We start from the raw sequence: 26,692 nt of genomic DNA, 5'->3' as shown, positions 1-26,692 counted from the left end.
CGGGGACCCGAGCGCGGGTGGTTTCCCGCGCTCGGGTCTCGGTATGGCGACGTTCGCGAATTCCCCTCTGTCGCCGCCATCCCGCCGAAAGCGGATGACGTTTTTGCTATCTACTACAACATGTGGGGTAGAGAAGTGACGAATGTGAAGATCGTACTTGTGGATAACTCTGTGGATGAGTGCGGGTGCTCATAAAAGAGAGCACTGCTCTTGTTTTCTCGGCGAGGGTGTGCGATCGTTGTTCTCAACAGAGAGCAGTGCTCTCGATTGAGAGATAGGGAACTCCCATGACCGACCACGTCATCCTCGGCAAAGGCCAGATCGGCTCCACCGTCGCCTCGATCCTCGCTGAACGCGGCGAGCGGGTCCGGGTGCTCAGCCGCTCCGGCGGCCCCTCGCGGCCCGGCATCGAACACGTCAAGGTCGACGCCCGCGACGCCGCCGCCCTCACCGCCGCCACCAAGGGCGCCGACGTCATCTACAACTGCGCCAACCCCGCCGGGTACCACCAGTGGGCCGACGAGTGGCCGCCCATGTTCGCCGCCATCCTCGCCGCCGCCAAAGCCCACGGCGCCGGCCTCGTCAACACCGGCAACCTCTACGTCTACGGCCCCGTCACCGAGCCCATGACCGAGCGCAGCCCCCTCGCGTCCCCCGGGCACAAGGGCCGGATCCGCATCAAGATGTGGAACGACGCCATGGCCCTCCACGAGAGCGGCGACCTCCGCTTCACCGAAGCCCGCGGCTCCGACTACTTCGGCCCCGGCGCCCTCGCCGACGCCATGCTCGGCGAGCGCGTCGTGCGCCCCGTCGTCCAGGGCAAGCACACCGTCACCGTCCTCGGCGACCGCGACGCCCCCCACTCCTTCACCTACATCCCCGACGTCGCCCGCGCCCTCATCCGCCTCGGCGGCGACGACCGCGCCTGGGGCCGCCCCTGGCACGTGCCCACCGCCCCCGCCGCCTCCCAGCGCGAGATGATCCAGGCCATGGCCCGCCTCCTCGGCCGCGGACCCGTGCGCGTCGCCGCGATGCCCTGGTGGTTCCTCATCCACGTCGTCGGCACCGTCGCGCCCGCGATGAAGGGCATGGCCGAGACCCGCCACCAGTGGGACGGGCCGTACGTCATGGAGTCGGCGGACTTCACCGACACGTTCGGGGACAAGGCGACCGACACCGACACGGCGCTGGCCGAGACCCTGGAGTGGTGGCGCCGCCGCCTGGCCGCCTAGCACCGGTTGTTTGTGGACAGTTCACCCGAGCGCAAGCAACCGGCCACGGGGCCGGAGCGTTCTCACGGCATAGTCACGCTCCCGCCCAGAGGAAGTGAGCCCATGCGACTGTCGCCCCTCGTCCCTGAAGCCCTCAAGCGCCGCCTGCGCTGCCCCGCCCCGCGGTCCAAGGAGTTCCTGCACGTCATCGCCACCCGCCACGGGATCGGCGTCTTCGACGAGCAGTGGTTCGCCTACCGCCAGCTCATGATGGAGCACCTGACGCTCGCCTCGCTCGACGCCCAGGCGGACCGCGACTTCGTCTGGGTGATCGGGGTCGACCGGGACATGCCCCCGGCGGCCCGCAAGCGCCTCGACGGCCTCGCCGAGGGCCGCCCGTACATCAGGATCGCCGAGACCGAGCTCAAGCGCGACTTCGTGCCCGACCTCGCGGCCTGGGTCCGCCAGGAGGCGAAGGCCCGCAAGAAGGGCTGGGTCCTCACCACCCGCCTGGACGACGACGACGCGATCCACCGCGACCTCACCGGGCGCCTCCACGAGGAGGCCGCCGCGTACCTCGCCTCCGGCGCCGGCCAGCCCGCGATCCTCTCGCCGGTCCTGGGCTGCAACTGGGTCCCGTCCCGCGCCGCCGGGCACCGCGCCTACCACCACAGCCCCTCGATCGGCCTGAGCCTCCTGGAGCGGGCCGGGGACCCGGGCACGGTGTACCGCAACAACCACCGCACGCTCGCGCAGGTCCTCGCCCCGTGGAACTACAACGTGCGCCACCTCGACGGCGAGACCATGTGGTGGCTGTACGCCCACACCGGCCTCTCCCACATGCAGAGCGAGGGCAGCGACCGGATGGACAAGGTCGCCGGCCACCGCCGCGCCTTCAAACTGGACGCGGCGAGACTGGCCCCGTTCGGCGTCACCGCCGCCGGGGCCAGGATCATCCGCGAGACCCCCGAGCCGGAGGTGGGGGGGACGCTGTTCGAGCTCAACCGCCGGGGCCTGGACCTGGAGGACGAGATCCACTCGCTGCGCGACGCGGCCCGCGACGGGGACGCGGCCGCGAGCGAGCGGATCGCCGAGCTCCACGCCCAGCGCCGCGCGATCCACGAGGACCTGATCCGCTAGCTCAACTTCTTCTAGCCGAGTTTCTTCTGGAAGACCGTCTCGTGGCCCGCGAGGCGGTACCCCACGGACTCGTTGATGCTGATCATCTGCGAGTTCGACTCGGCGTTGCCGGTCCACACGTACCGCATCCACGGCCGCATCGACTGGAGCCGCCGCTGGTTCGCGATCTTGAGGACCGTGCCGAGGCGGTGCCCGCGGAAGCGCGGGTCGACGATGGTGTTGCCCTGCATGCAGTGCCGCTCGTCCCCGCCGACGAGTTGGATCTCGGTGAGCCCGGCGACCTCGCCGCTCTCCTTGTGCACCACGGCGGTCTGGAGGTTGACCTGGCCCTTCTGGAGGCGCTGACGCTCCCACAGGCGCAGGGTGTCGGCGGTGATGCGCCCCTCCTGGAGGTCCCAGTCGCCCAGCGGCATGTCGGTGTACATGCGGGCCTGGAGGTACGCCAGGCCCTCGATGACGCGCTCGGGCGGGACGCCGTGGAAGGACACGAGCTCGAAGCCGTCGGCCTTCTCCCAGGACGCGTCCCAGAGCCGGTCGATCTCCTCGTCGTCGACCGCGGCGAGCTCGCAGACGCGCACGGCCGCTTCGAGGGACCGCTTGTAGCCGTTGTCGACCAGGAACGGGCCGCCGTCGCCGCGGACGTCGGGGGAGCTCTCGTGGGGGACGGCGACCCACGTCGAGATCGTGGAGCGCCCGTCCTCGGCGGCGCGCTCCTCAGCGTGCCGCAGCAGGGCCGAGCCGATGCCGCGGCGCCGCGACTGGGGTAGGACGCCGATCTCGAAGCCCGCGAGGTGGGTGTTGTCGCGATCGGAGAGGCTGAGGCCGAGGTAGCCGAGGACCTCGCCGTCGCAGACGGCCGCCCACTTCTCGCGGCGGCCGTCGGGGTCGGGGAGGACCAGGCCGACGAGGGGGCCGAGCGGCAGCCACGGGCGCAGGCCCTGGAAGTCGTGCGCGTCCACCTGCTCCTGCGCGTCGAGCCAGGACTGGACGAGCACGTGGTCAGAGGGGTCCACCGGGACGATGTCGAAATGCGTCATGGCCTGAGCCTGGCAGAGGGGTGCGGCGCGGGCAAGCCGATAGCGGCGGCTTCTGCCGGAAAGGTTTGGGGGAGCGGGGATCCGGTTACGGGAACACGGGGGGAGCGTGGTCGGGAGACCGCAGTTCCTGACACCGGCTGGCGCTGCTCGACACGTTCTAGCCCCAGGACTCGCAGTCAACCGGGTGAGTGGCGACAGGACATCTGCGGCCTCCCGCACCAAGAATTCTTGCTCATTCAGTGAATACGGTCAAGACCCGAAGTTCTCTTCTTTTTGTCGGGTACCCGACACTCCACTTCACAACGGTCACTGTGAGTGATAATTTCAGGAGTTCGGAAAGCGTTTGACGAGCCCGAATTCCGAACTCCCGACTCCACTTAAGAAACTAGAATACCCGCGTCCTTCGCCGCTTTCAACGACGGCTTCACGGTATGCGTCGGCCCCACCAGCGACGACACCGCGTCAAGTGTCTTCAGGCCCTCACCGGTGTTGTAGATGACGGTCTCCGCCTCCGGGTCGAGGCTCCCCGCCTCCAAGAGCTTACGGAGCGTAGCGACGACGACCCCGCCGGCCGTTTCAGCGAACACGCCGGTGGTCGAAGCGAGAAGCTTCACTCCTTCGCGGATCTCGTCGTCGGAGACCTTCGCCATCCCGCCGCCCGTCGAACGGCACGCCTCGATCGCGTAAGGCCCCGCCGCCGGGTCGCCGATGTTCAGGCTCTTCGCGATCCCGGTGGGCTTCACCGGGGTGATCACGTCGGTGCCCGCACTGAACGCGTCGGCGATCGGGCTGCACCCGGCCGACTGCGCCCCGAACACCCGGACCTTCCCCGGGGCCGTCAGGCCGATCTCCGCGGACTCCTCGAACGCCTTGTGGATCTTGGTGAGCAGCTCGCCCGAGGCCATCGGCACCACGACCTGCTCCGGCAGCCGCCACCCCAGCTGCTCGGCCACCTCGTACCCGAGGGTCTTCGAGCCCTCCGCGTAGTACGGGCGGATGTTCACGTTGACGAACGCCGTCGACTCGAAGTCGTCGGTCTCGGTCAGCTCCGAGCACAGGCGGTTCACGTCGTCGTACGAGCCCTCGACGGCCACGAGCGTGCCCCCGTAGATCGCCGACTGCACGATCTTCCCCGGCTCCAGGTCCGAGGGGATGAACACGATCGACGGGACGCCCGCGCGCGCCGCGTGCGCCGCCACCGAGTTCGCCAGGTTCCCCGTGGACGCGCACGCGAACCGGTCGAACCCGAGCTTCACGGCCGCCGACACCGCGGTCGACACGACCCGGTCCTTGAACGAGTGGGTCGGGTTCGCGCTGTCGTCCTTGACCCACAGCTTCCTCATGCCGAGGGCCTTCGCCAGGTGCACCGCGTCGACGAGCGGGGTCAGGCCCGGGTTCAGGCTCACCCGGTCCCCGGGGTGGACGCCGACCGGCAGCAGCGGCGCGTACCGCCAGATGTTCTGGGGGCCCGCCTCGATCTGCGCCCGCGTCACCTTCGCGAGCTCGTCGAGGTCGTAGTCCACTTCGAGCGGCCCGAAACACTGCCAACAGGCGTGCTGGGCGACCAGGTCGTAAGTGGCGTTGCAGTTGCGGCAGACCAGTCCCTTGGCCGGACTGTCGGCAAAAAGGGCATTCGACATACGAGAAGGCTCCTCCCTCATCTTCCCCGCTCGTGGCGGGCCGGATTTGGCACCTGCCGCGACGCCCTCGGGCGTGTCGGTGGTTGCCGCAGCTTCGCAGGGCCGGACCCCTCAGCTGCTCTGGATGAAGTACGAGCGAAATGCTACGGGCGCGCCACCGGAATCGGCAACACCCGTTCCAACTTCCGAGACGAGACGCGCAGCACCGTCTAACGGCCCGCCCGGGTCGCCTCCCACACCGCGCGCGCGTCCGCCGTCCCGGCCACGTCGTGGACCCGCACGCCCCACGCGCCCGCCTCGAACGCCAGCACGGACGTCGCCAGCGTCGCGGCCTCCCGCTGCCCCACCGGGCGCGGCTTCCCGCTCTCGTCGCCCAGGAGCCGCCCCAGGTACGACTTCCGCGAGGACCCGAACAGCACCGGGTACCCCAGCGCCACGAACTCGTCCAGGTGCGCCGACAGCCGCCAGTTGTGCTCCGCGGACTTCGCGAACCCCAGCCCCGGGTCCAGGATCAGCCTGTCCCGCTCCACGCCGTTGTCCAGGGCCGCCTCGGCCCGGTCCTCCAGCTCGGCCTTCACGTCGGCCACCACGTTCTCGTACTTCGCGAGCTGCTGCATGTCCGCCGAGTGCCCGCGCCAGTGCATGAGCACCCACCGCACGCCCGTGTCCGCGACGACCCGCGCCATGTCCGGGTCCGCGAGCCCGCCCGACACGTCGTTGACGACGCTCGCGCCCGCCTCGATCGCCGCCGCCGCGACCGCCGCGCGGGTCGTGTCGATCGAGACCGCAAGGCCCCGTTCGGCGAGCGCCGCGATCACGTCCACCACGCGGGACGTCTCGGTCGCCGCGTCCACCCGGTCCGCGCCCGGGCGCGTCGACTCGCCGCCGACGTCGATCAGGTCCGCGCCGTCGGCGCCCATCTGCTCGCCGTGCGCGACCGCGTCGCCGAAGTCCAGATAGCGCCCGCCGTCGGAGAACGAGTCGGGGGTGATGTTGAGGATCCCCATGATCTGCGGGCGGATCGGCCCGGTCCCGGCGCTCTGCGGTGTGGTCACGGACTCGACGTTACCCGCGCCCGGAGCGGGAACGCCTCGCATTAAGCCAGGTCCGTGAGGTCGAGCACGTGCCACACCAGGAGCTCCCCGGTGCCCGTCGACCACCACAGCCGCCGCGCGTCCGCCCCGGCCCGCCCCGCACTGGACGCGACCAGGAACGCCTCGCCCGCTTCGAGGTCGAACAGCGTCACCTCCGTCGCGTCGCCCGCGGCCACCGCCCGCTCGGCGAGCGGCTCGAAGCGGTCCACCAGTCCCACATCGGGGGACACCGCGGACGTGAACCCCTCCGCGACCGTTACCCTCCCGGTCCCGTCTGGACGGACGAGGTCCGTGCGGGCGCCGTCCTCCGCGTTCACGATCAGCCGGCACCATGTCGCCGAGCACAGTGTCAGCTCCTCCGACCCGGAGAAGACCTTCACGCCCGCACCGGTGTCGGTGCGCACCAGCTGCGCCCCGCCCAGCGAGTCGGACCCGGCGCTGGCGAGCCACGGCCACGCGGCCGCCTGCCACGCGCCCCGGTGGCCCGTCACCGTCACCTCCCCGCCCTCGACGGGGACCGACCGGTGCTCGGTCACGAGCGTCTCGGAGCGGGCCGTGGCGAGCCAGTGGAGCCCTTCGGCCGCGAACTGGAGGTCGTACGCCGAACCGGACGCGATCACGTCCCCGGTGTCGGCGGTCAGCAGCACCGCCTCACCGGGCTCCCCGTCGGCGCCGCGCGGCGCCGTCCACAGCTCGGAGGCCACGCGGCCCTGCGCGTCCGGCACGGACGTGAGCCACGCGAGCCGCTCGTCCGTGGCCGCCGCGGCGACCACTCCGGGGACGGTCCCGGGCTCGGCCAGCACGGTCGCCGCCGCGTCGCCGGCCTCGCCCAGCTCCACATAGAGCAGGCTCCCGGCGCCGTCCGTGGCGAGCGCCTGGTCGTCGTCGAGGATCTTCAGCGGCGTCCACGCCCGGCCGTCCGCGGTCCCCGGCCAGTCGACCGGCTCGGCGTCCCACCTCTCCCACACCGTCGGCACCGCCACGGGCGCGGCGGCGGTCTCGGGGCGGTCGGGCGAGGGCCATGCCAGCCACGCGAGCGCGAGCACCGCCGTCCCGGCGAGTGCGAACCGCTGCGCGTTGTCCAAGCCCTGGTCGTCCCAGCTCTAGTCGCGTTCGCGCGACTTGTACAGGTAGAGCAGGCCCGCGCCGACGCCCGCCGCGGTGGCGGCGGGCAGCGCGAGCTTCGCGGCGCGTCGGCCGCGCCGGTAGTCCAGGACCGGCCAGCCGTGGTGGCGGGCCTGGCGTGCGAGGCGCGTGTCCGGGTTGACGGCGATGGCCCGGCCGACCTTCCGCAGCATCGGCAGGTCGTTCGCCGAGTCGGAGTAGGCCGTGCACTGGGTCAGGTCGAGGCCGCGCTCGGCCGCGAGCTGGGCGATCCCCTCGGCCTTCGCGGGGCCGTGCATGAGGTCGCCGACGAGGCGGCCGGTGTAGCAGCCGTTCTCGATCTCCGCGATCGTCCCGAGCGCGCCGGTCAGGCCCAGGCGCGCGGCGAGGACCCCGGCCAGCTCGACCGGGCTCGCGGTCACGAGCCAGACCTCCTGCTCGGCTTCGAGGTGCCGCTCGGCGAGGCGCCGCACGGGCGCGAGGATGCGCGGGGAGATGTCGCGGTCCACGACCTCCTCGCACAGGGCCCGCATCTCGTCCACCGGGTACCCGGCGACGAGTTCGAGCGCCGAGGACTTGATCTGCGAGATGTGCCCGTGGTGCTCGACGCCCTGGAACTTGAACCGCGCCTGCTTCCACGCGAAGCCGAGGATGTCGCGCCCGGAGAGCACGCCGTGGCGGGCCAGCGCGCGGGCCAGGTAGTACGTGGACGCGCCGTGCATGAGGGTGTTGTCGACGTCGAAGAACGCCGCGGAGGGGGTGTGGGCGAGCTCGTCCTCGCCGGGCGCACCGGGCTCGACGACGACGGAATGGGGGTTGGGCTGGGTGCGAGCGACGCCGCCGCCCCGCACTGCCGTGGAACGGGGTGTGGCGGAGGCGCTGGAGGAAGCCTCGATCTCTGACACCCTGAAAGCCTACAAGCCCAAGGCAGACGGCCTGTAACGCGAGGACGCGAGCCCGGTGAATTTCCAGTGTGGCCTTGTTCATGTATGGCCCCGGTCGCGTGCCTCGGCTACGGGTGGGCGGAAATGCGGCCTTCGCCCCCGCCCCGGTCGGGGGCGTGAGGAAGGGCCGGGTCGCCTCGCGGCTCCCCGGCCCTGCTCCGCACCTTTTCCCGCCACCTTGCGGTGGCGGGTGATCAATTGAACAGGTCCGAGATGATCCCGGTGAGTTCGCCGAGGACGTCGTCGTCCTCCTCGGCGCCGGTGGTCGGCCCGTCGGAGGCGGGGCTGGTGGCCCCGCCGCTGGTCGGGTCGGACGCGGGCGCGTCGGTCTGCTCGGCAGGGTCGGTCCCGGTGGTCGCCCCGGCGTCGGAACCGGTGGCGTCGCCGTCCGACGGCTCGGTGCCGCCGGTCTCGGCGGTGCCGCCCGTGGACCCGGGCGAGGCCGGCTCGGTGGCGTCGACGTTCCCCTGCGCGCAGGTGCCGGGGATCGGCCCGAGGTCGTCGGCGCTGCCGCCGGCCTCGGTGCAGTCGAGCGACTCGCGCAGCTCGACGGACCTGACGGCCGCGGCCTCCAGGACCGACGCGAGCTCTTCGCCCGCGCTCCGCGCGTCCCCGCCGAGGTCGCCGACGAGGTCGTCGAGGACCCAGCGGTGCTCGTTGGCGAACAGGTCGAGGTAGTCGAGCGGGGCGGGGTCGCCGTTCGCGACGGCGAGCTCCCCGAGGAGCGCGCTGGCGCTCTTCAGCTCCGAGGTGGCGTCGGTGAGCGCGTCGGCGGCCGCGTCGTCGTCGTCCGCGACGAGCTGGGCCTCCTGGATGCGGGTCCGCGCGAACTCCAGGTAGAGCTGCGCGCGGCCGAGGTCGTTGCCGGCGAGCGCCAGCTGCGCCCGCTCGGTGGACCGCTTGACGTTGTAGAGCGTCTCGCCGGGGAGGGCGTCGCCGGAGGCCGCGGAGACCCCGGATATGGCGACGGTCCCGGTGAGCAGTGCCGCGACGATCGCGATGCGCCTGCCGCCGCGGGGGCGGCGGGGGAACATCTCGTCGAGGACGGGCGCGCGTTTCGTCTCGGGGACGGCGGCGCTGGCGCGGTGCCTGGCGGTGACGCCGATCCCCTCTTCCTGGGCGACGGCCATGAGCCGCCTCCTGGTGGCGTCCTGCCAGTCCCTTGACGGGCGCGCGGCGTTGAAGAGCTGGTCGCCCAGTCCTCCGAGCCGCTCGGTGACGCCGACGAGTTCGGCGAGTGCTTCTGCCGACGCACCCGATGCGTCCGCGCTGCGGCGCGAGTGAGGGAGGGTGGGTCCTTGGGAGTCAAGCAGCCGCGCGAAATCCTCCGCGCGTCGGCGCTCCATAGGGTTCAATGTCACCGGGCACACCCCCTCTCACTGCATGGATCCTGCTCCTGTACTGAGAACAACGCACGAGTAGCCCCTGAGGTTACGGTTCGCCGCGAACCTTGCGTTTCGGACCACATCGTCCTCGTCGCGGAAGGGTCTCGCGGCGGTATCGGGCCGGTAAAGAGCCCTGACCTGGCAGTTCCGGTCCGCCGTGAGGAGGCGGATCGTCGATTACGGGATAGGGGGCCGGAGCCCTTGGGAACGGGTGGTGTCGGGTTCCCGACGCATGCGGCCGGGAGGGGGCGGTCGGGGATCGGACGGCCTCTCAGCCTCGGAAGCCGTCGGGGAGGAGCCGGGCGAGCGTGCGCACCGCCCGGTACTGGAGCGCTTTGACCGCGCCCTCGTTCTTGCCCATGGTGCGGGCGGTCTCGGCGACGGTGAACCCCTGGAGGAAGCGGAGCACGATGCACTCCTGCTGGTCGGGGTTCAGCTTCTTGACGGCCGTGAGGAGCGTCGCGTTCGTCAGCTTCTCCAGCGCGGCGGTCTCCGGCGACGTGCTCGGGTCGTGGTCCTTCTCGTCGGCGCCGAGGACGTCGGGCTTGACGATCTCCAGCCGGTACCGGCCGGACTTGAAGTGGTCGACCACGAGGTTCCGCGCGATGGTCACCAGCCACGCGCCGAACGCCCTGCCCTGCCAGCTGAAGGAGGAGATGCGCCGCAGCGCCCGCAGGAACGTCTCGGACGCGAGGTCCTCGGCGAGCTGGGCGTTGTTGACGCGGAAGTAGATGTAGCGGTAGACCGTGTCGTTGTACCGGTCGTAGATCTCCCCGAAGGCGCCCGGGTCGCCGTCCTGGGCGCGTGCGACGAGGTCGGCGACCTCGTCGCCGTCGACCTGGTCCTCGTGCTGGTCGGTGCCGCGGTCGGCGGTGCCGCCCGCGGAGCCGCCGGCCGCGCCGGGCCCCGTGCCCCGGCCGGGCCGCACCTGGTGCTGCTCGGCGGTGCCGGTGTCCAGGCTGAGGACCGTCCACACGGCCTGCTTGAGGCGCGCGAAGGTCGGAGCCGGGTGCTGCGCGAGCAGCGCACTGATCGATCCTGGGTTGAAGAAAGGGGCGATGTCTGCTGTGAGCACTGCCGAGTCGTGGCTTGCCACAGCCAAGGTCGGTGCAATACCGGGCACTATTGGCCTCCTCGTGTGAGGGGTCGTCGGGCCGAGTGGAGCGAACGGATCCCGCAGGGACTGACCCGCCTGAGTCTAGAAATCCGCGGGGTCGGCGACGCGTATTTGCGTTCGGCGTGTCGCGCTCGGTGACGGGTGTGCGGGGGTCGATGTCGGCGCGCGCCCGATGCGCCGGCGTACCCTTCGTTGCGGGGGCGGAATCCCACCATTACCTCCCCAAACGTTCGGTGGTCCGCGGCCGCGGACCGGTTGTGCCTCAATAGTGATCGAGGAATGACGGAGGGTGTCGCACAAGCTGTGCGATCCGGGCCGACTTCTTGGAATGGCGGATGGAGCAGGGTGAACAGGCTGACGCTGCTGACTACAAAGGAATGCCATCTCTGCGTCGCGGCGCGCGAGGCGCTCGACCTGGTGGCGGCTCGGACCGGCGAGGAGTGGACGGAGGTGGACGTCGCCGACGACGCTGCGTTCGCGCGCGACTACGGCGACCGGCTGCCGGTGCTGCTGCTCGACGGCAGGGAGCACGGGTACTGGGACGTGGACGTCCCGCGCCTGCTCAAGGACCTAGCCGCGCCGCGGGCGTGAGGCGCGCCGCGGGGCGACACACCGACAATTATCTGAAATACCGTCCCACAACGGTCTTTTAGGGCAAAATTCTGGCAGACGGCGGCTCGCCGGGACGTCTGCAATTTCGGTACAGCCGGGCCTCGCCCGGTGATACGGGGGTGTACCGCGCAGCGACCGCGAGCCGCCGAGTCCGTTCACCCCTCCGTTCCCCCCGCGACACCCGCCTCCTTAAGCTGAGTGGCGCGCCGGTGCACGGCGGCGCGGATCGGACCTGGAGCTCCAGCATTGACGACCACCGGTGAAGGCACAGGCCAGCGGGCCGCAGCGGTCCCGCCTGCGGCGGCGGCCGACCTCCCCGCCGCGACCGTCAGGCGCCTGCCCGAATACCTCCGCGCCCTCGGCACGCTCTCCGAGTCCGGCGTGGACACCGTCTCCTCCGAGACCCTCGCGGCCGCCACGGGCGTGAACTCCGCGATGCTCCGCAAGGACCTCTCCCAGCTCGGCGCGTCCGGGATGCGCGGCGTCGGCTACTCCGTCGCCAACCTCGCCACCCACATCGCCGGTGTGCTCGGACTCACGAAGGACTCCCGGGTCGCGATCATCGGCCTCGGCCACCTGGGGCAGGCGCTCGCCCGCTACCCCGGATTCTCCGAACGCGGCTTCGACATCGTTGGCCTCTTCGACGCCGACGCGGGCATCATAGGCAAGGACCTCGACGGCCTCCAGGTGCGCGACGTGGCGCTCCTCGCCCGGGCCGTACGTGACGAAGGCATCAACATAGGGGTGATCGCCACACCCGGCGCGGCCGCCCAACACGTGGCCGACCTCCTCGTAGATGCTGGTGTCACAAGCATTCTCAACTTCGCCCCGTGCGTCCTCGCCGTCCCGCAGGGAGTGGCGGTCCGCAAGGTCGACCTGGCCGTCGAGCTCCAGATCCTCTCATTCCACGAACACCACAAGACGCTCAGCAGGCCGGAAACAGACGTCTAGAGACGGGAACGGTGCAGTGAACCTCCTGGTTGTCGGCATCTCGCACCGCAGCGCAGCGGTCGAGACACTGGAACGGCTCGCGGTCGGCCCCGACGCCGCCGCCGCCCTCGCGCGCGCCCTCCTGCGCGGCGGCGAGGTCCGCGAGGCCGTCGTCCTCTCCACCTGCAACCGGGTCGAGGTCTACGCCGTCGCCGCGTCCTTCCACGGCGGCCTCTCCGCGATCGTCGACGAGCTCCACCGCATCTGGGGCCTCACCGAGATCCAGGCCGACCTCGACTTCGCCTCCTGCGGGTACGTGCGCCACGGCGCCGACGCCGTCGCCCACGCGTTCCGCGTCGCCGCCGGACTCGACTCCATGGTCGCGGGCGAGCCGCAGATCCTCGGCCAGCTCCGCGACGCCTACGACACCGCCCGCGAGGCCGACCAGGTCGGGCGCCACCTGCACGAGCTGTTCCAGCAGGCCCTGCGCGTGGGGAAGCGCATCCACGCCGAGACCGACGTGGACGCCGCCGCGCCCTCCATCGTCACCGCCGCCCTCGACCTCGCCGAGCGCGCGCTCGCCGCGGCCGGGTTCGCCAACGGCCTCACCGAGACCCGCGCCGCCGTCGTCGGCGCCGGGTCCATGGGCTCCCTCGCCACCGCGACCCTCGCCCGCGCGGGCGTCAAGTCCCTCGCCGTCGCCAACCGCGACCGCGCCAAGGCGCAGCGCCTCGCCGACGTCTGGGACGCCGAGGCCGCCGACTACGCCGACCTGCCCGGCCTCGCCGCCGGAGCGGACCTGCTCGTCTGCGCCACCTCCTCGCCCGAGCCGGTGCTCCGCGCCGCCGACCTCGCCGGGCGCACCCGCCCGCTCGTCGTCTGCGACCTGGCACTGCCCAAGGACGTCGCCGAGGACGTGGCGCTCCTGCCCGGCGTCACCGTGGTCGACATCGCCGAGATCCAGCGCGCCGACGCCGCCGGGGCCGCCGCCGACACCCTCGCCGAGGTGGAGCGCCTCCTCGCCGAGGAGATCGCCGCGTTCAACGAGAGCCTGCGCGCCGACGCCGTCACCCCCACCGTCGCCGCCCTGCGCTCCGCCGCCGCCGACATCGTCGACGCCGAGCTCGCCCGCGTGGCCCGCCGCGGCGACTTCACCGACGACCAGCGCGCCGAGGTCGCCCGCACCGTCCACCGCGTCGTGCAGCGGCTCCTCCACGAGCCCACCGTGCGCGTGCGCGAGCTCGCCGGGCAGCCCGGCGCCCCCGACTACGCGCGCGCCCTGCGCGACCTCTTCGCCCTCGACGCGGCCGTCCTCACGGCCGCCGAGGGCGACCACCTCATCGAGGCCCTGAAGATCAGCCCCGCGTCGGCCCCCGTGGCCGAGGCCCTGGGGACGGTCCCCTCCGCCCCGTCCGAAACCGGAACGGCTGCAACGCAGCAGTCTTGAGAAGGGAAGCACGCCCGTGATCCGAGTCGGGACCAGGGGATCGAAGCTCGCATTGGCGCAGAGCGGCATGGTCGCGGACGCGATCGGCCGCCTCACCGGCGAGCACGTCGAACTCGTGGAGATCAAGACCACAGGAGACGGGACCACGGTGCCCGTCGCGGAGCTCGGGGTCGGCGTCTTCGTCAACCAGCTCCGGGAGGCCCTGGAGCGCGAGGAGATCGACATCGCGGTCCACTCGTACAAGGACCTGCCGACCGCGCAGCCCGAGCACCTCGTCATCGGCGTCCCGCCGCGCGAGGACCCGCGCGACGTGCTCGTCGCCTCGGACGGGCGCACCCTCTCCGACCTGGGCCCCGGCGCCCGGATCGGCACCGGTTCGCCCCGGCGCATCGCCCAGCTGAACGCCCTGGGGCGCGGCTTCGAGTGCGTGCCGATCCGCGGCAACGTCGACACGCGCATCGGCCGCGTCGGCAAGGACCTCGACGGGGTGATCCTCGCGGCCGCCGGCCTCAAGCGGGTCGGCCGCCAGGCGGAAGTGACGGAATACCTGGACCCGTTGGTGATGCTTCCCGCTCCCGCACAAGGGGCATTGGCGGTCGAATGCCGCAAAGCCGACATGACATCTGCGCTGATCTCGGCTAAGCTCAACGACCGGTACTCCCAGGCCGCCGTCGCCGCCGAGCGCGCGCTGCTGCAACGGCTCGAAGCCGGTTGCAGCGCTCCCGTCGCCTCGCTCGCCGACGTCGCCGAAGGCGCCGATCCCGGCGAAGTCGACCTGTATCTGCGCGGCGCCGTGGGCGCCGTCGACGGCTCCGTCATCGAACGGCTCTCGACCACCGCCGCGCTCGCCGACAACGGCGGCCCGGAGCTGGCCGAGCAGGCCGCGGCCGCGGGCAGGCGGCTCGCCGAGGAACTGCTCGACGCGGGTGCCGCACAACTGTTGAAGTAGACGTATCTCAGACGATTGCTGATGGAGAGAACATGACCAGTGCCCGTAAGCCGGTGGGCCGCGTGCGTTTCGTCGGGACCGGCCCAGGCGACCCGGGACTGCTGACCAAGCGCGCCCTCGACGCGATCCGCGAGGCCGACCGCGTCTACTACGACCGGTCGCTGCCGCAGTCGCTCGTCGAGGCCGCCAAGGAGATCAACGGCGACGACGCCAAGCTCAAGCTGATCGAGTCCTCCCCGTCCGACCAGGGCAAGCTCATGGCCGCCGCCGCGCGCGAGGGCGAGAACCTCGTCCGCCTCATCGTCGGCGACGCCTACCCGAACCGCCTCGCGCGGGCCGAGATCCGGGCCGCCTCCGCGGAGCAGGCCCGCTTCGAGGTCATCCCGGGCATGAGCCACGCGCAGGCCGTCGCGGTCTACGCTGGCATGCCCCCCGGGGAGATCCGCACCGTCATCGAGATCGACGACATCGCCTCGGTCGAGCCGCTCGTCATCGCCGACGCGATCAAGCGCGGCTCGCTCACCGTCACCGCCGACGTCTCCGACCTCTCCTCACTGCGGGACATCCTCCTCTCCGGCGGCGTCTCCGGCGAGACCGCCGTGGCCGTCACCGGCGACGCGACCGGCGAGACCGAGTACACCACCACGTCCTCTGTGGACACGTTCGTGGAGGCCGCGCTCGGCTACGCCGGGCAGGTCGTGCTCACCATCGGCCCCGGCGTCGACGACCGCCACGAGCTCGCGTGGTGGGAGGGGCGCCCGCTGTACGGCTGGAAGGTCCTCATCCCGCGCACCAAGGAGCAGGCCGGCGTCATGTCCGAGCGCCTGCGCGCCTACGGCGCCATCCCGTGCGAGGTCCCGACCATCGCCGTCGAGCCGCCCCGCACGCCCGCCCAGATGGAGCGGGCCATCAAGGGCCTCGTCGACGGCCGCTACGCGTGGATCGTCTTCACCAGCCAGAACTCCGTGAAGGCCATCTGGGAGAAGTTCAAGGAGCACGGCCTCGACGCCCGCGCCTTCGGCGGCCTGCGCATCGCCTGCATCGGCGAGGCCACCGCGAACGCCGTGCGCGAGTTCGGCATCGAGCCCGAGCTCCTCCCGACCGGGCAGCAGTCCTCGGAGGGCCTCCTGGAGGTCTTCCCGCCGCACGACCCGATCCTCGACATGGTCGGCCGGGTGCTCCTGCCCCGCGCCGACATCGCCACCGAGACGCTCGTCCAGGGCCTCTCGGAGCGCGGCTGGGAGGTCGACGACGTCACCGCCTACCGCACCGTGCGCGCCTCGCCGCCCGCCGCGGACATCCGCGACGCCATCAAGTCCGGCGGCTTCGACGCGGTCCTGTTCACCTCGTCCTCCACGGTCCGCAACCTGGTGGGCATCGCCGGGAAGCCGCACCAGCGCACCGTCGTCGCGTGCATCGGCCCGGCCACCGCGGACACCGCGACCGAGTTCGGCCTGCGCGTGGACGCCAAGCCCGAGAACGCCTCGGTGCCCGACCTCATCGAGGCGCTCGCCGAGTACGCCACGGAGCTCAAGCAGCGCCTGGCCGAGGGCCCGATCAAGACCCGCCGCGGCCAGAAGGTCCAGGGCCCCACGGCCCTGAGGTTCCGCTAAAGAGTTGTTACGCAAGAAGGGAAGTGGCCGCAGTGCCGCACAGCTCCGAATACCCCGTCATCCGGCCCCGGAGGCTGCGCCGCACTGCGGCCCTTCGCCGTCTCGTCGCCGAGACCCGCGTCCATCCGAACGAGCTCGTACTCCCCGTCTTCGTCAAAGAGGGCCTCCACGAGCCGGTCGAGATCGCGACGATGCCCGGCGTCTACCAGCACACCGTCGACTCCGTGCGCAAGCTCGCGGTCGAGGCCGCGCGCGCCGGGCTCGGCGGGCTCATGCCCTTCGGCGTCCCCGCCGTGCGCGACGCCGTCGGCTCCGCCGCGACCGACCCCGACGGCATCCTCAACCGCACCACCCGCGCGATCCGCGAGGAGGTCGGCGACGACCTCGTCGTCATCCCCGACCTGTGCCTGGACGAGTTCACCGACCACGGCCACTGCGGCGTCCTGCGCGAGGACGGCTCGGTCGACAACGACGCCACCCTCGACCGCTACGCCGAGATGGGCCTCGCCCTCGCCGAATCCGGCGCCGACCTCCTCGGCGCCTCCGGCATGATGGACGGCCAGATCGGCTTCGTGCGCTCCGCACTGGACGAGGCCGGGCACACCGACACCGGGCTCCTCGCCTACGCCGCCAAGTACGCCAGCGCGTTCTACGGCCCGTTCCGCGAGGCCGTCGAGTCCCAGCTCCAGGGCGACCGCCGCACCTACCAGCAGGACACCGCGAACGCCACCGAAGCTCTCCTGGAGATCGACCTCGACATCGAGCAGGGCGCCGACATCGTCATGGTCAAGCCCGCCCTCCCGTACCTCGACGTGGTCCGCGCCGCCGCCGAACGCTCCCCCGTTCCCGTTGCGGCCTACCACATCTCCGGCGAATACGCCCAGCTCGTGGCGGCGGCGGAACGCGGCTGGATCGACCGTGACGCCGCCATCCTGGAGTCCCTCACCTCGATCAAACGAGCGGGAGCCAGGATCATCGCCACCTACACCGCCCTCGAAGCGGCGGCGCTCCTCCGCTAGAGGGCCATCACGGGTTCGGGGTGGAGGCGGACGCCGAAGTCGGCCTCGACCTTGTCGGCCACTTCGGTTGCGAGGGCGAGGAGTTCGGTCGTCGTCGCGCCGCCCCGGTTCGTCAGGGCGAGGGTGTGCTTCGTGGAGAGGCCGACGTTGCCGCGGCCGTAGCCCTTCTCGAAGCCCGCGGCCCCGATGAGCCAGGCGGCGGAGATCTTCACCCGGCCGTCGTCGGTCTTCCAGTGCGGGGGTTCGCCTCCGGTCCTGGCCGCGATGTCGTGAAGGGTGCCGGCGGGGACGATCGGGTTGGTGAAGAACGAGCCGGCGCTCCACGTGTCGTGGTCGGACTCGTCGAGGACCATGCCCTTGCCCCGGCGCAGTTCCACGACCGCCGCACGCGTCTCGGCGAGGGGCGCGCGGTCGCCGATGCCGACGGCGAGGCGCTTCGCGAGCTCCGCGTAGGCGATCGGCCCGGACAGCGCCGACGCCTCCAAGGCGAAGTCCACGCTCAGGACCAGGTACCGGTCGGAGTGCTTGAACACGCTGTGCCGGTAGGCGAAGCCGCATTCGGCCGGGGTCCAGTCGCGGATCTCGTCCTTCTCCCGGTCCCAGACGCGCACGGACTCGATGGTCTGGGCGACCTCCTGGCCGTAGGCGCCGACGTTCTGGATCGGGGTCGCGCCGACCGAGCCGGGGATGCCGCTGAGGCACTCGACGCCGGAGCGGCCGCTGGCGACGGTCCACGCCACGAAGTCGTCCCACACCTGGCCCGCCTGGACCCGCACGGTCCGCCCGCCGAGCTCCTCGATGCCCCCGCCGCGCAGGAGCACGACCGTGCCGTCGAAGCCCGCGTCGCCGATGACGATGTTGCTGCCCCCGGCGAGGACCAGCGTCGGGCCCTCGGCCGCGCGCAGGGCCGCGACCGCCTCCTCCGAGGACGCGGCCTCGACCAGCTCGCGGGCGGGGCCGCCCAGGCGGAGGGTCGTGTAGGCGCCGAGGACATTCCGATCGGCGGCGCGAGGCGTCGGACTGGCGTGTGTCACGCCCGAAAGCCTAGACTTTTCGCAGGCTACGAGGAACGGCGGTCACCATGGCTAAGCTGCGCATCACCGACTACCTCACCGAACTGAAGACGGAGGCCGCGGGCCTGCGGTCGGTCTGCGAGCCCGGGGTGCTCGACCGGGTCGCGCCCTCGCGCCCGGACACCACCGTGGCCGGGATCCTCCTGGACCTCGTGCGCCTGTACCGGTGGACCGTGGACGCCCTGTTCACGGTGCCCTCGGAGGACCGCGAGGTCCCCGAGCCCGCGCGCCCCGAGGCCACCGGCCCGGCCGTCCTCGACCTGTTCGACCAGTCGCTCGCCGCCGTCCTCGACGCCGTGGAGGCCCGCGGGCCCGAGTCGCCCGCATGGACGTGGGCGCCCGTGGAGTGGCGGGCCGAGTTCTGGCACCGGCGCGCCACCGTCGCGACCGGGCTGGCGAGGTGGGACCTCCAGATGGCCGTCGGCGCGACCGCGCCCGTGCAGGTGGCGCTCGCGGCGGACGCCGTGACCGAGGCGTTCGAGGCGTTCCTCCCCGTCGGCGCCCGCAGGGGCGCGCACCCCGACGCGAGCGGGCTCGTGCAGCTGTTCGCGCAGGACGCCGACTCGACGTGGTTCGTGCGCCTGCGCGAAGGCCGGGTCGCGCTCCTGGACCAGCCGGACGCGCGGACCGAGCTCCAGGCCCGCGCGGCGGGGTCGGCGTCGGACATCGCGCTGGCGCTGTGGGGGCGGCTGCCGTTCGGGATCTGCGACGTCGTGGGGGACGAGCGCCTGCTCCAGGCGCTGCGCGTGGAGTAGCCGGGGCCGGGTAACGGTTCGGTAAAGCACACCGATAAACCGGACAAACGTTCGGAGCCGACTTGGCAAAGGCATTCACCCGAGGCTAGGCTCACACCACGCTCCGCGGTGCTCGCACCGCGCTGCGCGCGTCCCAGCGCGGGGACCTGGTGTTCCCGTCCTGCGACGGACAACCGCCTTTTACCACGGATCGTCTGGCACGTGCCTGCCAGTGAAAGGGAACATCATGGCAACAGTGACGTACGCGGGCGCCACCCGCATCTACCCGGGCACCGAGAAGCCCGCGGTGGACAAGCTGAACATCGAGATCCAGGACGGCGAATTCCTCGTCCTCGTCGGCCCCTCGGGCTGCGGGAAGTCCACCTCCCTCCGGATGCTCGCCGGCCTCGAAGAGGTCGACGAGGGCTCGATCTTCATCAACGACACCGACGTGTCGAACCTCCCCCCGAAGTCCCGCGACATCGCGATGGTCTTCCAGAACTACGCGCTCTACCCGCACATGTCCGTCTTCGACAACATGGCGTTCGCGCTCAAGCTGCGCCGCATGCCGAAGGCCGAGATCAAGCAGCGCGTGGAAGAGGCCGCGAAGCTCCTCGACCTCCAGGACTACCTGGGCCGCAAGCCGAAGGCCCTCTCCGGCGGCCAGCGCCAGCGCGTCGCGATGGGCCGCGCGATCGTGCGCGAGCCGCAGGTGTTCCTCATGGACGAGCCGCTCTCGAACCTGGACGCGAAGCTCCGCGTGCAGACCCGTTCGCAGATCGCCTCGCTCCAGAAGCGCCTGGGCATCACCACCGTGTACGTCACCCACGACCAGGTCGAGGCGCTGACGATGGGCCACCGCATCGCGGTCATGAAGGACGGCCTGCTCCAGCAGTGCGACACCCCGCGCACGCTGTACGACAAGCCGAAGAACACCTTCGTCGCGGGCTTCATCGGCTCCCCGGCCATGAACATCAAGACCGTGTCCCTGACCGAGGCCGGCGGCCTGTTCGGCGACGTGACCCTCCCGCTCTCGCGCGAGGTCCGCGACGCGGCGACGGCCGAGGGCGGCGACCAGCAGGTCACCATCGGGATCCGTCCCGAGCACTGCAAGATCGGCACCGAGGGCTCCGGCGGCATCCCGATCGAGGTCGACCTCGTCGAGGAGCTGGGCTCCGAGGCGTACGTCTACGGCCACGCCGCCTACAACGGCTCCTCGGAGCGGTTCGTGGTGCGCACCGAGTCGGCGAAGGTCCCGCGCCTGGCCGAGACCGTGTACGTCGTGCCCGAGCCGGGCCACGAGCACGTCTTCCACGCCACCACCGGTGAGCGTCTGAACTAAGGCTGTACGAAAGGGGGCCGCGCACTGGCTGCGCGGCCCTTTTTCGCTGCCCGTAACGCGAAGGCAACCCTCCGAGAGCTACCGTGGACGCATGGCCGCCCTCACCCCCAGGCCGAGAGTGGAAGGCGCCGACGAGTTCACGGTCGGCACCGGGTTCCACCGCGCCCTGGACGACGGGCGCGTCGAGTGCACCGTCTGCCCGCGGGCCTGCCGCCTGCGGGAGGGCCAGCGCGGGCTCTGCTTCGTGCGGGCCCGCATGGGCGACCAGATCGTCCTCACCTCCTACGGCCGCTCCTCCGGCTTCTGCATCGACCCCGTGGAGAAGAAGCCGCTCAACCACTTCCTGCCCGGTACCCCGGTCCTGTCGTTCGGCACGGCCGGGTGCAACCTCGCGTGCCGGTTCTGCCAGAACTGGGACATCTCCAAATCGCGTGAGATCGACACCCTCTCCTCGCAAGCGGATGCCGTGACGCTCGCCGCCACTGCGAAACGCCTGGGGTGCAACTCCATAGCGTTCACCTACAATGACCCCACGGTGTTCTTGGAGTACGCGGCCGACTGCGCCGACGCCGCCCGCGACGCGGGGCTGAAGGCGGTCGCGGTGTCGGCGGGGTACATCAACGGCCCCGCCCGCCGGGAGCTGTACTCCCATATGGACGCCGCCAACATCGACCTGAAGGCCTTCACCGAGGACTTCTACAAGCGGATCGCCTTCGCGTCACTGAGGACGGTCCTGGACACACTCGAATACCTGGTGCACGAGACCGACGTGTGGACCGAGATCACGACGCTGCTGATCCCGGGGCACAACGACTCGGACGCGGAGATCGCGGCCGAGTCGGCGTGGATCGCCGAGCACCTGGGCCCCGGAGTGCCCCTGCACTTCACGGCCTTCCACCCGGACTTCAAGATGCGGGACGTGCCGCCCACGCCCCCCGCGACCCTCAGGCGCGCGCGCCGGATCGCGCTCGACGCGGGCCTGCGGTACGTCTACACCGGCAACGTGCACGACCCGGAAGGGCAGACCACGGTCTGCCACGACTGTGGCGAAGCCCTCATAGTGCGTGATTGGTACCGGATTGACCGGTATGCAGTGTCGGATAGCGGACAGTGCGTACGTTGCGGGGCGCGCGTTCCCGGCATCTTCGAGGGACCGGCGGGAGACTGGGGTCCCAAGCGGCAACCGATCCGCATCGCCGCACCGTCAGTCAGTCAGCGATAACCCACCACCGGAAGACCTGCGATGCCTTCGACGAAATCCGAAACCGTGCGGCCCCCGGCCGTCGCCGGCCGCTTCTACCCGGCCGACCCCGGGCAGCTCCGCCGCGACGTCCAGCGCCTCATCGACGCGGCCGGGCCCGTGAGCGAACCGCTCGCGGCCGCCTACATCGTGCCCCACGCCGGATACCGCTACTCGGGGCCCGTCGCGGCCCACGCGTACGCGCGCCTCGCCGCCCACCGCGGCCGCGTCAAGCGCGTCGTCCTCGTCGGCCCGTCCCACCACTACCCGCTCCGCGGCCACGCCGCCGCGCCCTACACCGCGTGGCAGACCCCGCTCGGGCAGGTGCGCGCCGCCGCCACGAACGTCGTCGGCTCCTCGCGCCTCCCGCACGAGGCCGAGCACTCGCTCGAAGTGCAGCTGCCGTTCCTCCAGGTCGCCCTCGGCGACGACATCGAGGTCACGCCCGTCGCCTGCGGCATGAGCCAGACCCCGGACACCGCGCGGATCATCGCCGCGCTCCTCGAAGAGGCAGGGGAGGACGCCGTCCTGGTCTGCTCCACCGACCTGTCCCACTACCACGACCTCGCCACGGCCCAGCGCATCGACGCCGCCACCGCCGAGGCGATCAAGAGCCTGCGGCCCCGCGAGATCGCCCCGCAGCACGCGTGCGGCGTGTTCGCCCTGCGCGGCACGCTCGCCTGGGCCGACGCCACCGGCCGCCGCCCGCGCCAGCTCGCGCTCGCGACCTCCGCGGACACGGCCGGCACGCCCGACCGCGTCGTCGGCTACCCGGCGTTCGCGATCGAGCGCCCCGCGCTGTGACCTGCGCTCGCGGGGGCGAAACTCGCACGACCGCCGCAAGGGGCGGCGTTTACCCTGTAAGACGTGACCGAGCACGAGCAAGACAGCACTGAGACCGGCGACGACCTTCCCGAGCAGATGAAGATCCGGCGCGAGAAGCGCGCCGCCCTCCTCGCGGAAGGCAAGGAGCCGTACGCGCTCGGCTACCCGCGCACGCACTCGCTCGCGGAGCTCCGCGGGCTGTTCGGCGGGCTGGCCGACGGCGAGTCCTCGGGAGTCACCGTCTCCACCACCGGACGGGTGATCTTCGTGCGCCTGGCCGGGAAGCTCGCCTTCGCGCGGCTGCGCGACGGCGACGGCACCGAGTTCCAGGTGATGCTCTCCCAGGGGAAGATCGGCGAGGAGGCCCTCGCCGAATGGAAGCGCCTCGCCGACATCGGCGACCACATCGGCGTCACCGGCGAGGTCGTCTCGTCCAAGCGCGGCGAGCTGTCGGTCATGGCCGACTCGTTCCAGATCACCGGCAAGGCCCTGCGCCCGCTCCCCGTGGCGCACAAGGCCCTCGCCGAGGAGACTCGCGTGCGCCAGCGCTACGTCGACCTCATCGTGCGGCCCGAGGCCCGCGACACCGTGCGCAACCGCGCCCGCGTCGTCAAGTCCCTGCGCGACCAGCTCGACGCCGAGTCGTTCATCGAGGTCGAGACCCCGATGATGCAGGTCCAGCCGGGCGGGGCCACCGCGCGGCCGTTCGTGACGCACATGAACGCCTACGACATCGACCTGTACCTGCGGATCGCGCCCGAGCTCTATCTGAAAAGGTGCGTCGTCGGCGGGATCGACCGCGTATTCGAGATCAACCGCAACTTCAGGAACGAGGGCGCCGACTCGTCGCATTCGCCGGAGTTCGCGATGCTGGAGGCCTATCGCTCCTACGGCGACTACCGCACGATCGGGGCCCTCACGAAGTCGCTCATTCAAGGCGCGGCGCGATCGGTCTTCGGGACCGAGACCGTCGAACTCGCGGACGGGTCGAGCTACGACCTGGGCGGCGAGTGGGCCGAGATCACGCTCTTCGGGTCCCTTTCCGAAGCGCTCGGAGAAACCGTGACGGTCGACACGCCGTACGAGGAGCTGCGCGCGTACGCGGACAAAGTCGAACTCGGCGTCGACCCCAAGTGGGGTCCCGGGAAACTCGCCGAGGAATTGTTCGAGCACCTCGTCGTGGACGACCTGCACGCGCCGACGTTCGTCCTCGACTACCCCGAGGAGACGTCCCCGCTCGTGCGCGGCCACCGCACCACTCCCGGCCTCACCGAGAAATGGGACCTCTACGTGCGCGGCTTCGAGCTGGCGACCGGCTATTCCGAGCTGATCGACCCGGTGGTCCAGCGCGAGCGCATGGAGGCCCAGGCCAGGCAGGCCGCGAAGGGCGACGACGAGGCCATGGGCGTCGACGAGGACTTCCTGCGGGCGATGGAGTACGGGATGCCGCCGCTGTGCGGCATGGGCATGGGAATCGACCGGCTCCTTATGGCGCTCACCGGACTCGGCATCCGCGACACCATCCTCTTCCCGCTGGTGAAACCCGAATAGCAAAGCAAAGGGACCGCATCGGGACCCGCGGAGCCGCTTGCGCGGCCGACTGCGGATAACCCGATGCGGTCCCTTTTCGCCCACCTCCCGGGCCCATTCCCCGATGATGTTTGCCGAGCGGTTTGCCACGCTGCGAGCGGCGCGGTAGCGATCCATTCACAAATCTTTCGCTCCACCCTCTTTCCTTTCTCTTAGGGACTCGTATATGCTCTGGCACTAGTAAGAGCGAAAAGCACTGTTGGGCCGGGTCCGAGGGGAATTTGCCATGGCGAAGAAGACACAGGTCATCCTGATCGACGATATCGACGGCAGCACCGCTGAGGAGACGGTCAAATTCGCCATCGACGGGCAGGCCTACGAGATCGACCTGTCGGCGTCGCACGCGAAAGAACTGCGCGACGCGCTGGAGAAATTCCAGGAGGCGGGCACCCGACTGGGCCGCTACACGCTCGGCACCCCGCGCGGGCCGGTCCGCGGCGCCGTCGCGCCCCCGCGCCGCCAGTCCGTGGACCGCGAGCAGAACAAGGCCATCCGCGAGTGGGCCTCCCGCTCCGGCAAGAACGTGTCGCCCCGGGGCCGCATTCCGGCCGCCATCGTCGAGGAATACAACGCCGCGCACAACTAGTAGTCCGGCGCCCGATCGCACCGCCCGCTTCCCCCGCCCGGGAAGCGGGCGTTTTCTCATGTCCCGGAACGGTGCGGCCTCGCCATTGATTGGGACGCGGGGGCGCGGGTATTGCGCTCAGAGCGAACCTGTTATCACGGGGAATGGCTTAGGGTGCACGCTTGTTGTCACCCACGTGGCACCCGCCGTCCGCGGACCCGGGGGATAAGGTGTACCCACAGGGTTTTGCAAGCCACGACCAGTAACGACGACGAAGTAGCGGCGGACGCGAGGAGCAGAAGCGCATGTTTGAACGGTTTACGGACCGTGCCCGACGCGTGGTCGTCCTGGCTCAAGAAGAAGCCAGGATGCTGAACCACAACTACATCGGCACGGAGCACATCCTGCTCGGCCTCATCCATGAGGGCGAGGGCGTGGCGGCGAAGGCCCTGGAGAGCCTGGGGATCTCGCTGGAAGGCGTGCGCCAGCAGGTCGAGGAGATCATCGGCCAGGGGCAGCAGGCGCCCTCCGGGCACATCCCCTTCACCCCCCGGGCGAAGAAGGTCCTGGAGCTGAGCCTGCGCGAGGCGCTCCAGCTCGGCCACAACTACATCGGCACGGAGCACATCCTGCTGGGCCTGATCCGCGAGGGCGAGGGCGTCGCCGCCCAGGTCCTCATCAAGCTCGGCGCGGACCTCAACCGGGTCCGCCAGCAGGTCCTCCAGCTGCTCTCCGGCTACCAGGGCAAGGAGCCCGCGGGCGCGACCGCCGGCGGCACCTCCCAGGAGTCGCAGCAGTCCGGGTCGCTCGTGCTGGACCAGTTCGGCCGCAACCTGACCCAGGCCGCGCGCGACGGCAAGCTGGACCCGGTCATCGGGCGCCAGCGCGAGATCGAGCGCGTCATGCAGGTCCTGTCGCGCCGCACCAAGAACAACCCGGTGCTCATCGGCGAGCCCGGCGTCGGCAAGACCGCCGCCGTCGAGGGCCTCGCGCAGGCGATCACCAAGGGCGAGGTCCCCGAGACCCTCAAGGACAAGCAGCTGTACACGCTCGACCTCGGCGCGCTCGTCGCCGGGTCGCGGTACCGCGGCGACTTCGAGGAGCGGCTCAAGAAGGTCCTCAAGGAGATCAAGACCCGCGGCGACATCATCCTCTTCATCGACGAGATCCACACGCTCGTCGGCGCGGGGGCCGCCGAGGGCGCGATCGACGCGGCCTCGATCCTCAAGCCGATGCTCGCCCGCGGCGAGCTCCAGACCATCGGCGCGACCACGCTCGACGAGTACCGCAAGTACCTTGAGAAGGACGCCGCCCTGGAGCGCCGCTTCCAGCCGATCCAGGTGGCCGAGCCGTCGCTCGCGCACACCATCGAGATCCTCAAGGGCCTGCGCGACCGCTACGAGGCGCACCACCGCGTGTCCATCACGGACGGCGCCCTGGTGCAGGCCGCGACGCTCGCCGACCGCTACATCTCCGACCGGTTCCTGCCGGACAAGGCGATCGACCTCATCGACGAGGCGGGCGCGCGCATGCGCATCCGCCGGATGACCGCACCGCCGGACCTCCGCGAGATCGACGAGGAGATCGCCGAGACCCGCCGCCAGAAGGAGTCCGCGATCGACGCGCAGGACTTCGAGGCCGCCGCGCGCCTGCGCGACACCGAGAAGCGCCTGCACGAGAAGCGCGCCAAGCGCGAGCAGGAGTGGAAGGCCGGCGACCTCGACCAGGTCACCGAGGTCGACGAGGAGATGATCTCCGAGGTCCTCGCGAACTGGACGGGCATCCCGGTCTACAAGCTGACCGAGGAGGAGACCTCCCGCCTGCTCAAGATGGAGGAGGAGCTCCACAAGCGGATCATCGGCCAGGAGGACGCCGTCAAGGCCGTCTCGAAGGCGATCCGCCGCACCCGCGCCGGCCTCAAGGACCCGAAGCGGCCGTCCGGCTCGTTCATCTTCGCCGGCCCGTCCGGTGTGGGCAAGACCGAGCTGGCGAAGGCGCTCGCGGAGTTCCTGTTCGGCTCCGAGGACTCGCTCATCCAGCTCGACATGTCCGAGTTCCACGACCGGTACACGGTGTCGCGC

23 protein-coding genes and 1 riboswitch are annotated in these 26,692 nt (G+C 71.0%); of the genes, 15 read left to right on the top strand and 8 right to left on the bottom strand.

Going from position 1 to position 26,692, the window contains the following annotated elements; genetic code table 11:
* Positions 1-287: 287 nt before the first annotated feature.
* Both AB0A65_RS03575 and AB0A65_RS03570 read left to right on the top strand, forming a co-directional pair.
* On the top strand, positions 288-1,232 hold the full coding sequence (locus tag AB0A65_RS03575) for an NAD-dependent epimerase/dehydratase family protein (RefSeq protein WP_359945643.1): 945 nt from the start codon (positions 288-290) through the stop codon (positions 1,230-1,232).
* 102 nt (positions 1,233-1,334) lie between these two features.
* Positions 1,335-2,351 (top strand): glycosyltransferase, encoded by a 1,017-nt coding sequence (locus AB0A65_RS03570; RefSeq protein WP_359945640.1) that lies wholly within the window; start codon positions 1,335-1,337, stop codon positions 2,349-2,351.
* Positions 2,352-2,362: 11 nt separating this feature from the next.
* Here AB0A65_RS03570 and AB0A65_RS03565 read toward each other — a convergent pair whose 3' ends face one another.
* The 7 genes from AB0A65_RS03565 to AB0A65_RS03535 form a co-directional block, all read right to left on the bottom strand.
* Positions 2,363-3,388: a GNAT family N-acetyltransferase gene (locus AB0A65_RS03565; RefSeq protein WP_359945637.1), complete on the bottom strand. Its 1,026-nt coding sequence runs from the start codon at positions 3,386-3,388 to the stop codon at positions 2,363-2,365.
* Positions 3,389-3,765: 377 nt separating this feature from the next.
* Complete coding sequence (gene thrC / locus AB0A65_RS03560; protein WP_359945635.1) at positions 3,766-5,028, bottom strand: threonine synthase; 1,263 nt, start codon at positions 5,026-5,028, stop codon at positions 3,766-3,768.
* A 14-nt stretch (positions 5,029-5,042) separates the two neighbouring features.
* Positions 5,043-5,159: riboswitch (SAM riboswitch) on the bottom strand.
* A gap of 78 nt (positions 5,160-5,237) precedes the next feature.
* Positions 5,238-6,035 carry a dihydropteroate synthase gene (folP, locus tag AB0A65_RS03555; RefSeq protein ID WP_359947160.1) on the bottom strand — a complete coding sequence of 266 codons (798 nt, stop codon included), beginning with the start codon at positions 6,033-6,035 and terminating at the stop codon, positions 5,238-5,240.
* Between the two features lie 89 nt (positions 6,036-6,124).
* Positions 6,125-7,207, bottom strand: coding sequence for a hypothetical protein (locus AB0A65_RS03550; RefSeq protein WP_359945632.1), 1,083 nt, complete (start codon positions 7,205-7,207; stop codon positions 6,125-6,127).
* 18 nt (positions 7,208-7,225) lie between these two features.
* A complete protein-coding gene (locus AB0A65_RS03545; RefSeq protein ID WP_359945629.1) occupies positions 7,226-8,131 on the bottom strand; it encodes an HAD-IB family hydrolase in 906 nt (301 codons plus the stop codon).
* 233 nt (positions 8,132-8,364) lie between these two features.
* Positions 8,365-9,516, bottom strand: a complete 1,152-nt coding sequence (locus AB0A65_RS03540) for a DUF5667 domain-containing protein (protein WP_359945626.1) — start codon at positions 9,514-9,516, stop codon at positions 8,365-8,367.
* A gap of 310 nt (positions 9,517-9,826) precedes the next feature.
* A complete protein-coding gene (locus AB0A65_RS03535; protein ID WP_359945623.1) occupies positions 9,827-10,630 on the bottom strand; it encodes an ECF subfamily RNA polymerase sigma factor, BldN family in 804 nt (267 codons plus the stop codon).
* 387 nt (positions 10,631-11,017) lie between these two features.
* On the opposite strand from AB0A65_RS03535, the gene AB0A65_RS03530 reads away from it, so the two are divergent.
* The 6 genes from AB0A65_RS03530 to hemB all read left to right on the top strand — a co-directional run bounded on the left by AB0A65_RS03530 (position 11,018) and on the right by hemB (position 17,242).
* Positions 11,018-11,263 (top strand): glutaredoxin family protein, encoded by a 246-nt coding sequence (locus AB0A65_RS03530; protein WP_359945621.1) that lies wholly within the window; start codon positions 11,018-11,020, stop codon positions 11,261-11,263.
* Between the two features lie 267 nt (positions 11,264-11,530).
* Positions 11,531-12,235 (top strand): redox-sensing transcriptional repressor Rex, encoded by a 705-nt coding sequence (locus tag AB0A65_RS03525; protein ID WP_106363160.1) that lies wholly within the window; start codon positions 11,531-11,533, stop codon positions 12,233-12,235.
* A 16-nt stretch (positions 12,236-12,251) separates the two neighbouring features.
* A complete protein-coding gene (locus AB0A65_RS03520) occupies positions 12,252-13,661 on the top strand; it encodes a glutamyl-tRNA reductase (RefSeq protein ID WP_359945617.1) in 1,410 nt (469 codons plus the stop codon).
* A 16-nt stretch (positions 13,662-13,677) separates the two neighbouring features.
* Positions 13,678-14,610, top strand: a complete 933-nt coding sequence (gene hemC, locus AB0A65_RS03515) for a hydroxymethylbilane synthase (protein ID WP_359945614.1) — start codon at positions 13,678-13,680, stop codon at positions 14,608-14,610.
* Positions 14,611-14,642: 32 nt separating this feature from the next.
* Positions 14,643-16,223, top strand: coding sequence for a uroporphyrinogen-III synthase (locus AB0A65_RS03510; protein WP_359945611.1), 1,581 nt, complete (start codon positions 14,643-14,645; stop codon positions 16,221-16,223).
* Between the two features lie 32 nt (positions 16,224-16,255).
* On the top strand, positions 16,256-17,242 hold the full coding sequence (gene hemB / locus AB0A65_RS03505; RefSeq protein ID WP_359945608.1) for a porphobilinogen synthase: 987 nt from the start codon (positions 16,256-16,258) through the stop codon (positions 17,240-17,242).
* Here hemB and AB0A65_RS03500 read toward each other — a convergent pair.
* On the bottom strand, positions 17,239-18,276 hold the full coding sequence (locus AB0A65_RS03500) for a UDP-N-acetylmuramate dehydrogenase (protein WP_359945605.1): 1,038 nt from the start codon (positions 18,274-18,276) through the stop codon (positions 17,239-17,241). The two genes, hemB and AB0A65_RS03500, sit on opposite strands and share 4 nt — an antisense overlap.
* A 47-nt stretch (positions 18,277-18,323) precedes the next feature.
* On the opposite strand from AB0A65_RS03500, the gene AB0A65_RS03495 reads away from it, so the two are divergent.
* From AB0A65_RS03495 to AB0A65_RS03465, 7 genes are all read left to right on the top strand, one after another.
* Entirely contained in the window at positions 18,324-19,070 is a 747-nt protein-coding gene (locus AB0A65_RS03495; RefSeq protein ID WP_359945602.1) for a hypothetical protein, read from the top strand.
* 226 nt (positions 19,071-19,296) lie between these two features.
* Entirely contained in the window at positions 19,297-20,391 is a 1,095-nt protein-coding gene (gene ugpC, locus AB0A65_RS03490) for a sn-glycerol-3-phosphate ABC transporter ATP-binding protein UgpC (RefSeq protein ID WP_359945599.1), read from the top strand.
* A gap of 91 nt (positions 20,392-20,482) precedes the next feature.
* Entirely contained in the window at positions 20,483-21,613 is a 1,131-nt protein-coding gene (amrS, locus tag AB0A65_RS03485; RefSeq protein WP_359945596.1) for an AmmeMemoRadiSam system radical SAM enzyme, read from the top strand.
* Positions 21,614-21,634: 21 nt separating this feature from the next.
* Positions 21,635-22,435: an AmmeMemoRadiSam system protein B gene (amrB, locus tag AB0A65_RS03480; RefSeq protein WP_359945593.1), complete on the top strand. Its 801-nt coding sequence runs from the start codon at positions 21,635-21,637 to the stop codon at positions 22,433-22,435.
* Between the two features lie 117 nt (positions 22,436-22,552).
* Positions 22,553-24,007: a lysine--tRNA ligase gene (gene lysS / locus AB0A65_RS03475; RefSeq protein ID WP_359947157.1), complete on the top strand. Its 1,455-nt coding sequence runs from the start codon at positions 22,553-22,555 to the stop codon at positions 24,005-24,007.
* Between the two features lie 265 nt (positions 24,008-24,272).
* On the top strand, positions 24,273-24,632 hold the full coding sequence (locus AB0A65_RS03470; protein WP_359945590.1) for an Lsr2 family protein: 360 nt from the start codon (positions 24,273-24,275) through the stop codon (positions 24,630-24,632).
* A 284-nt stretch (positions 24,633-24,916) separates the two neighbouring features.
* Positions 24,917-26,692: ATP-dependent Clp protease ATP-binding subunit (locus tag AB0A65_RS03465; protein ID WP_359945587.1), on the top strand; the 1,776-nt coding region annotated here is incomplete at its 3' end.

The organism is Glycomyces sp. NPDC047010, assembly GCF_040644205.1.
Lineage (GTDB): Bacteria > Actinomycetota > Actinomycetes > Mycobacteriales > Micromonosporaceae > Glycomyces.
The sequence above is the reverse complement of the archived record's forward strand: the minus strand, read 5'-3'. Positions and strand labels throughout refer to the sequence as shown.

Bases quoted from the DNA above. Each gene is read 5' to 3' on its own strand.
- AB0A65_RS03575 (WP_359945643.1), top strand. From the start codon at position 288: ATGACCGACCACGTCATCCTCGGCAAAGGCCAGATCGGCTCCACCGTC.
- AB0A65_RS03570 (WP_359945640.1), top strand. From the start codon at position 1,335: ATGCGACTGTCGCCCCTCGTCCCTGAAGCCCTCAAGCGCCGCCTGCGC.
- AB0A65_RS03565 (WP_359945637.1), bottom strand. From the start codon at position 3,388: ATGACGCATTTCGACATCGTCCCGGTGGACCCCTCTGACCACGTGCTC.
- thrC (WP_359945635.1), bottom strand. From the start codon at position 5,028: ATGTCGAATGCCCTTTTTGCCGACAGTCCGGCCAAGGGACTGGTCTGC.
- folP (WP_359947160.1), bottom strand. From the start codon at position 6,035: ATGGGGATCCTCAACATCACCCCCGACTCGTTCTCCGACGGCGGGCGC.
- AB0A65_RS03540 (WP_359945626.1), bottom strand. From the start codon at position 9,516: ATGGAGCGCCGACGCGCGGAGGATTTCGCGCGGCTGCTTGACTCCCAA.
- AB0A65_RS03510 (WP_359945611.1), top strand. From the start codon at position 14,643: ATGACCAGTGCCCGTAAGCCGGTGGGCCGCGTGCGTTTCGTCGGGACC.
- AB0A65_RS03495 (WP_359945602.1), top strand. From the start codon at position 18,324: ATGGCTAAGCTGCGCATCACCGACTACCTCACCGAACTGAAGACGGAG.
- ugpC (WP_359945599.1), top strand. From the start codon at position 19,297: ATGGCAACAGTGACGTACGCGGGCGCCACCCGCATCTACCCGGGCACC.
- amrS (WP_359945596.1), top strand. From the start codon at position 20,483: ATGGCCGCCCTCACCCCCAGGCCGAGAGTGGAAGGCGCCGACGAGTTC.
- amrB (WP_359945593.1), top strand. From the start codon at position 21,635: ATGCCTTCGACGAAATCCGAAACCGTGCGGCCCCCGGCCGTCGCCGGC.
- lysS (WP_359947157.1), top strand. From the start codon at position 22,553: ATGAAGATCCGGCGCGAGAAGCGCGCCGCCCTCCTCGCGGAAGGCAAG.
- AB0A65_RS03470 (WP_359945590.1), top strand. From the start codon at position 24,273: ATGGCGAAGAAGACACAGGTCATCCTGATCGACGATATCGACGGCAGC.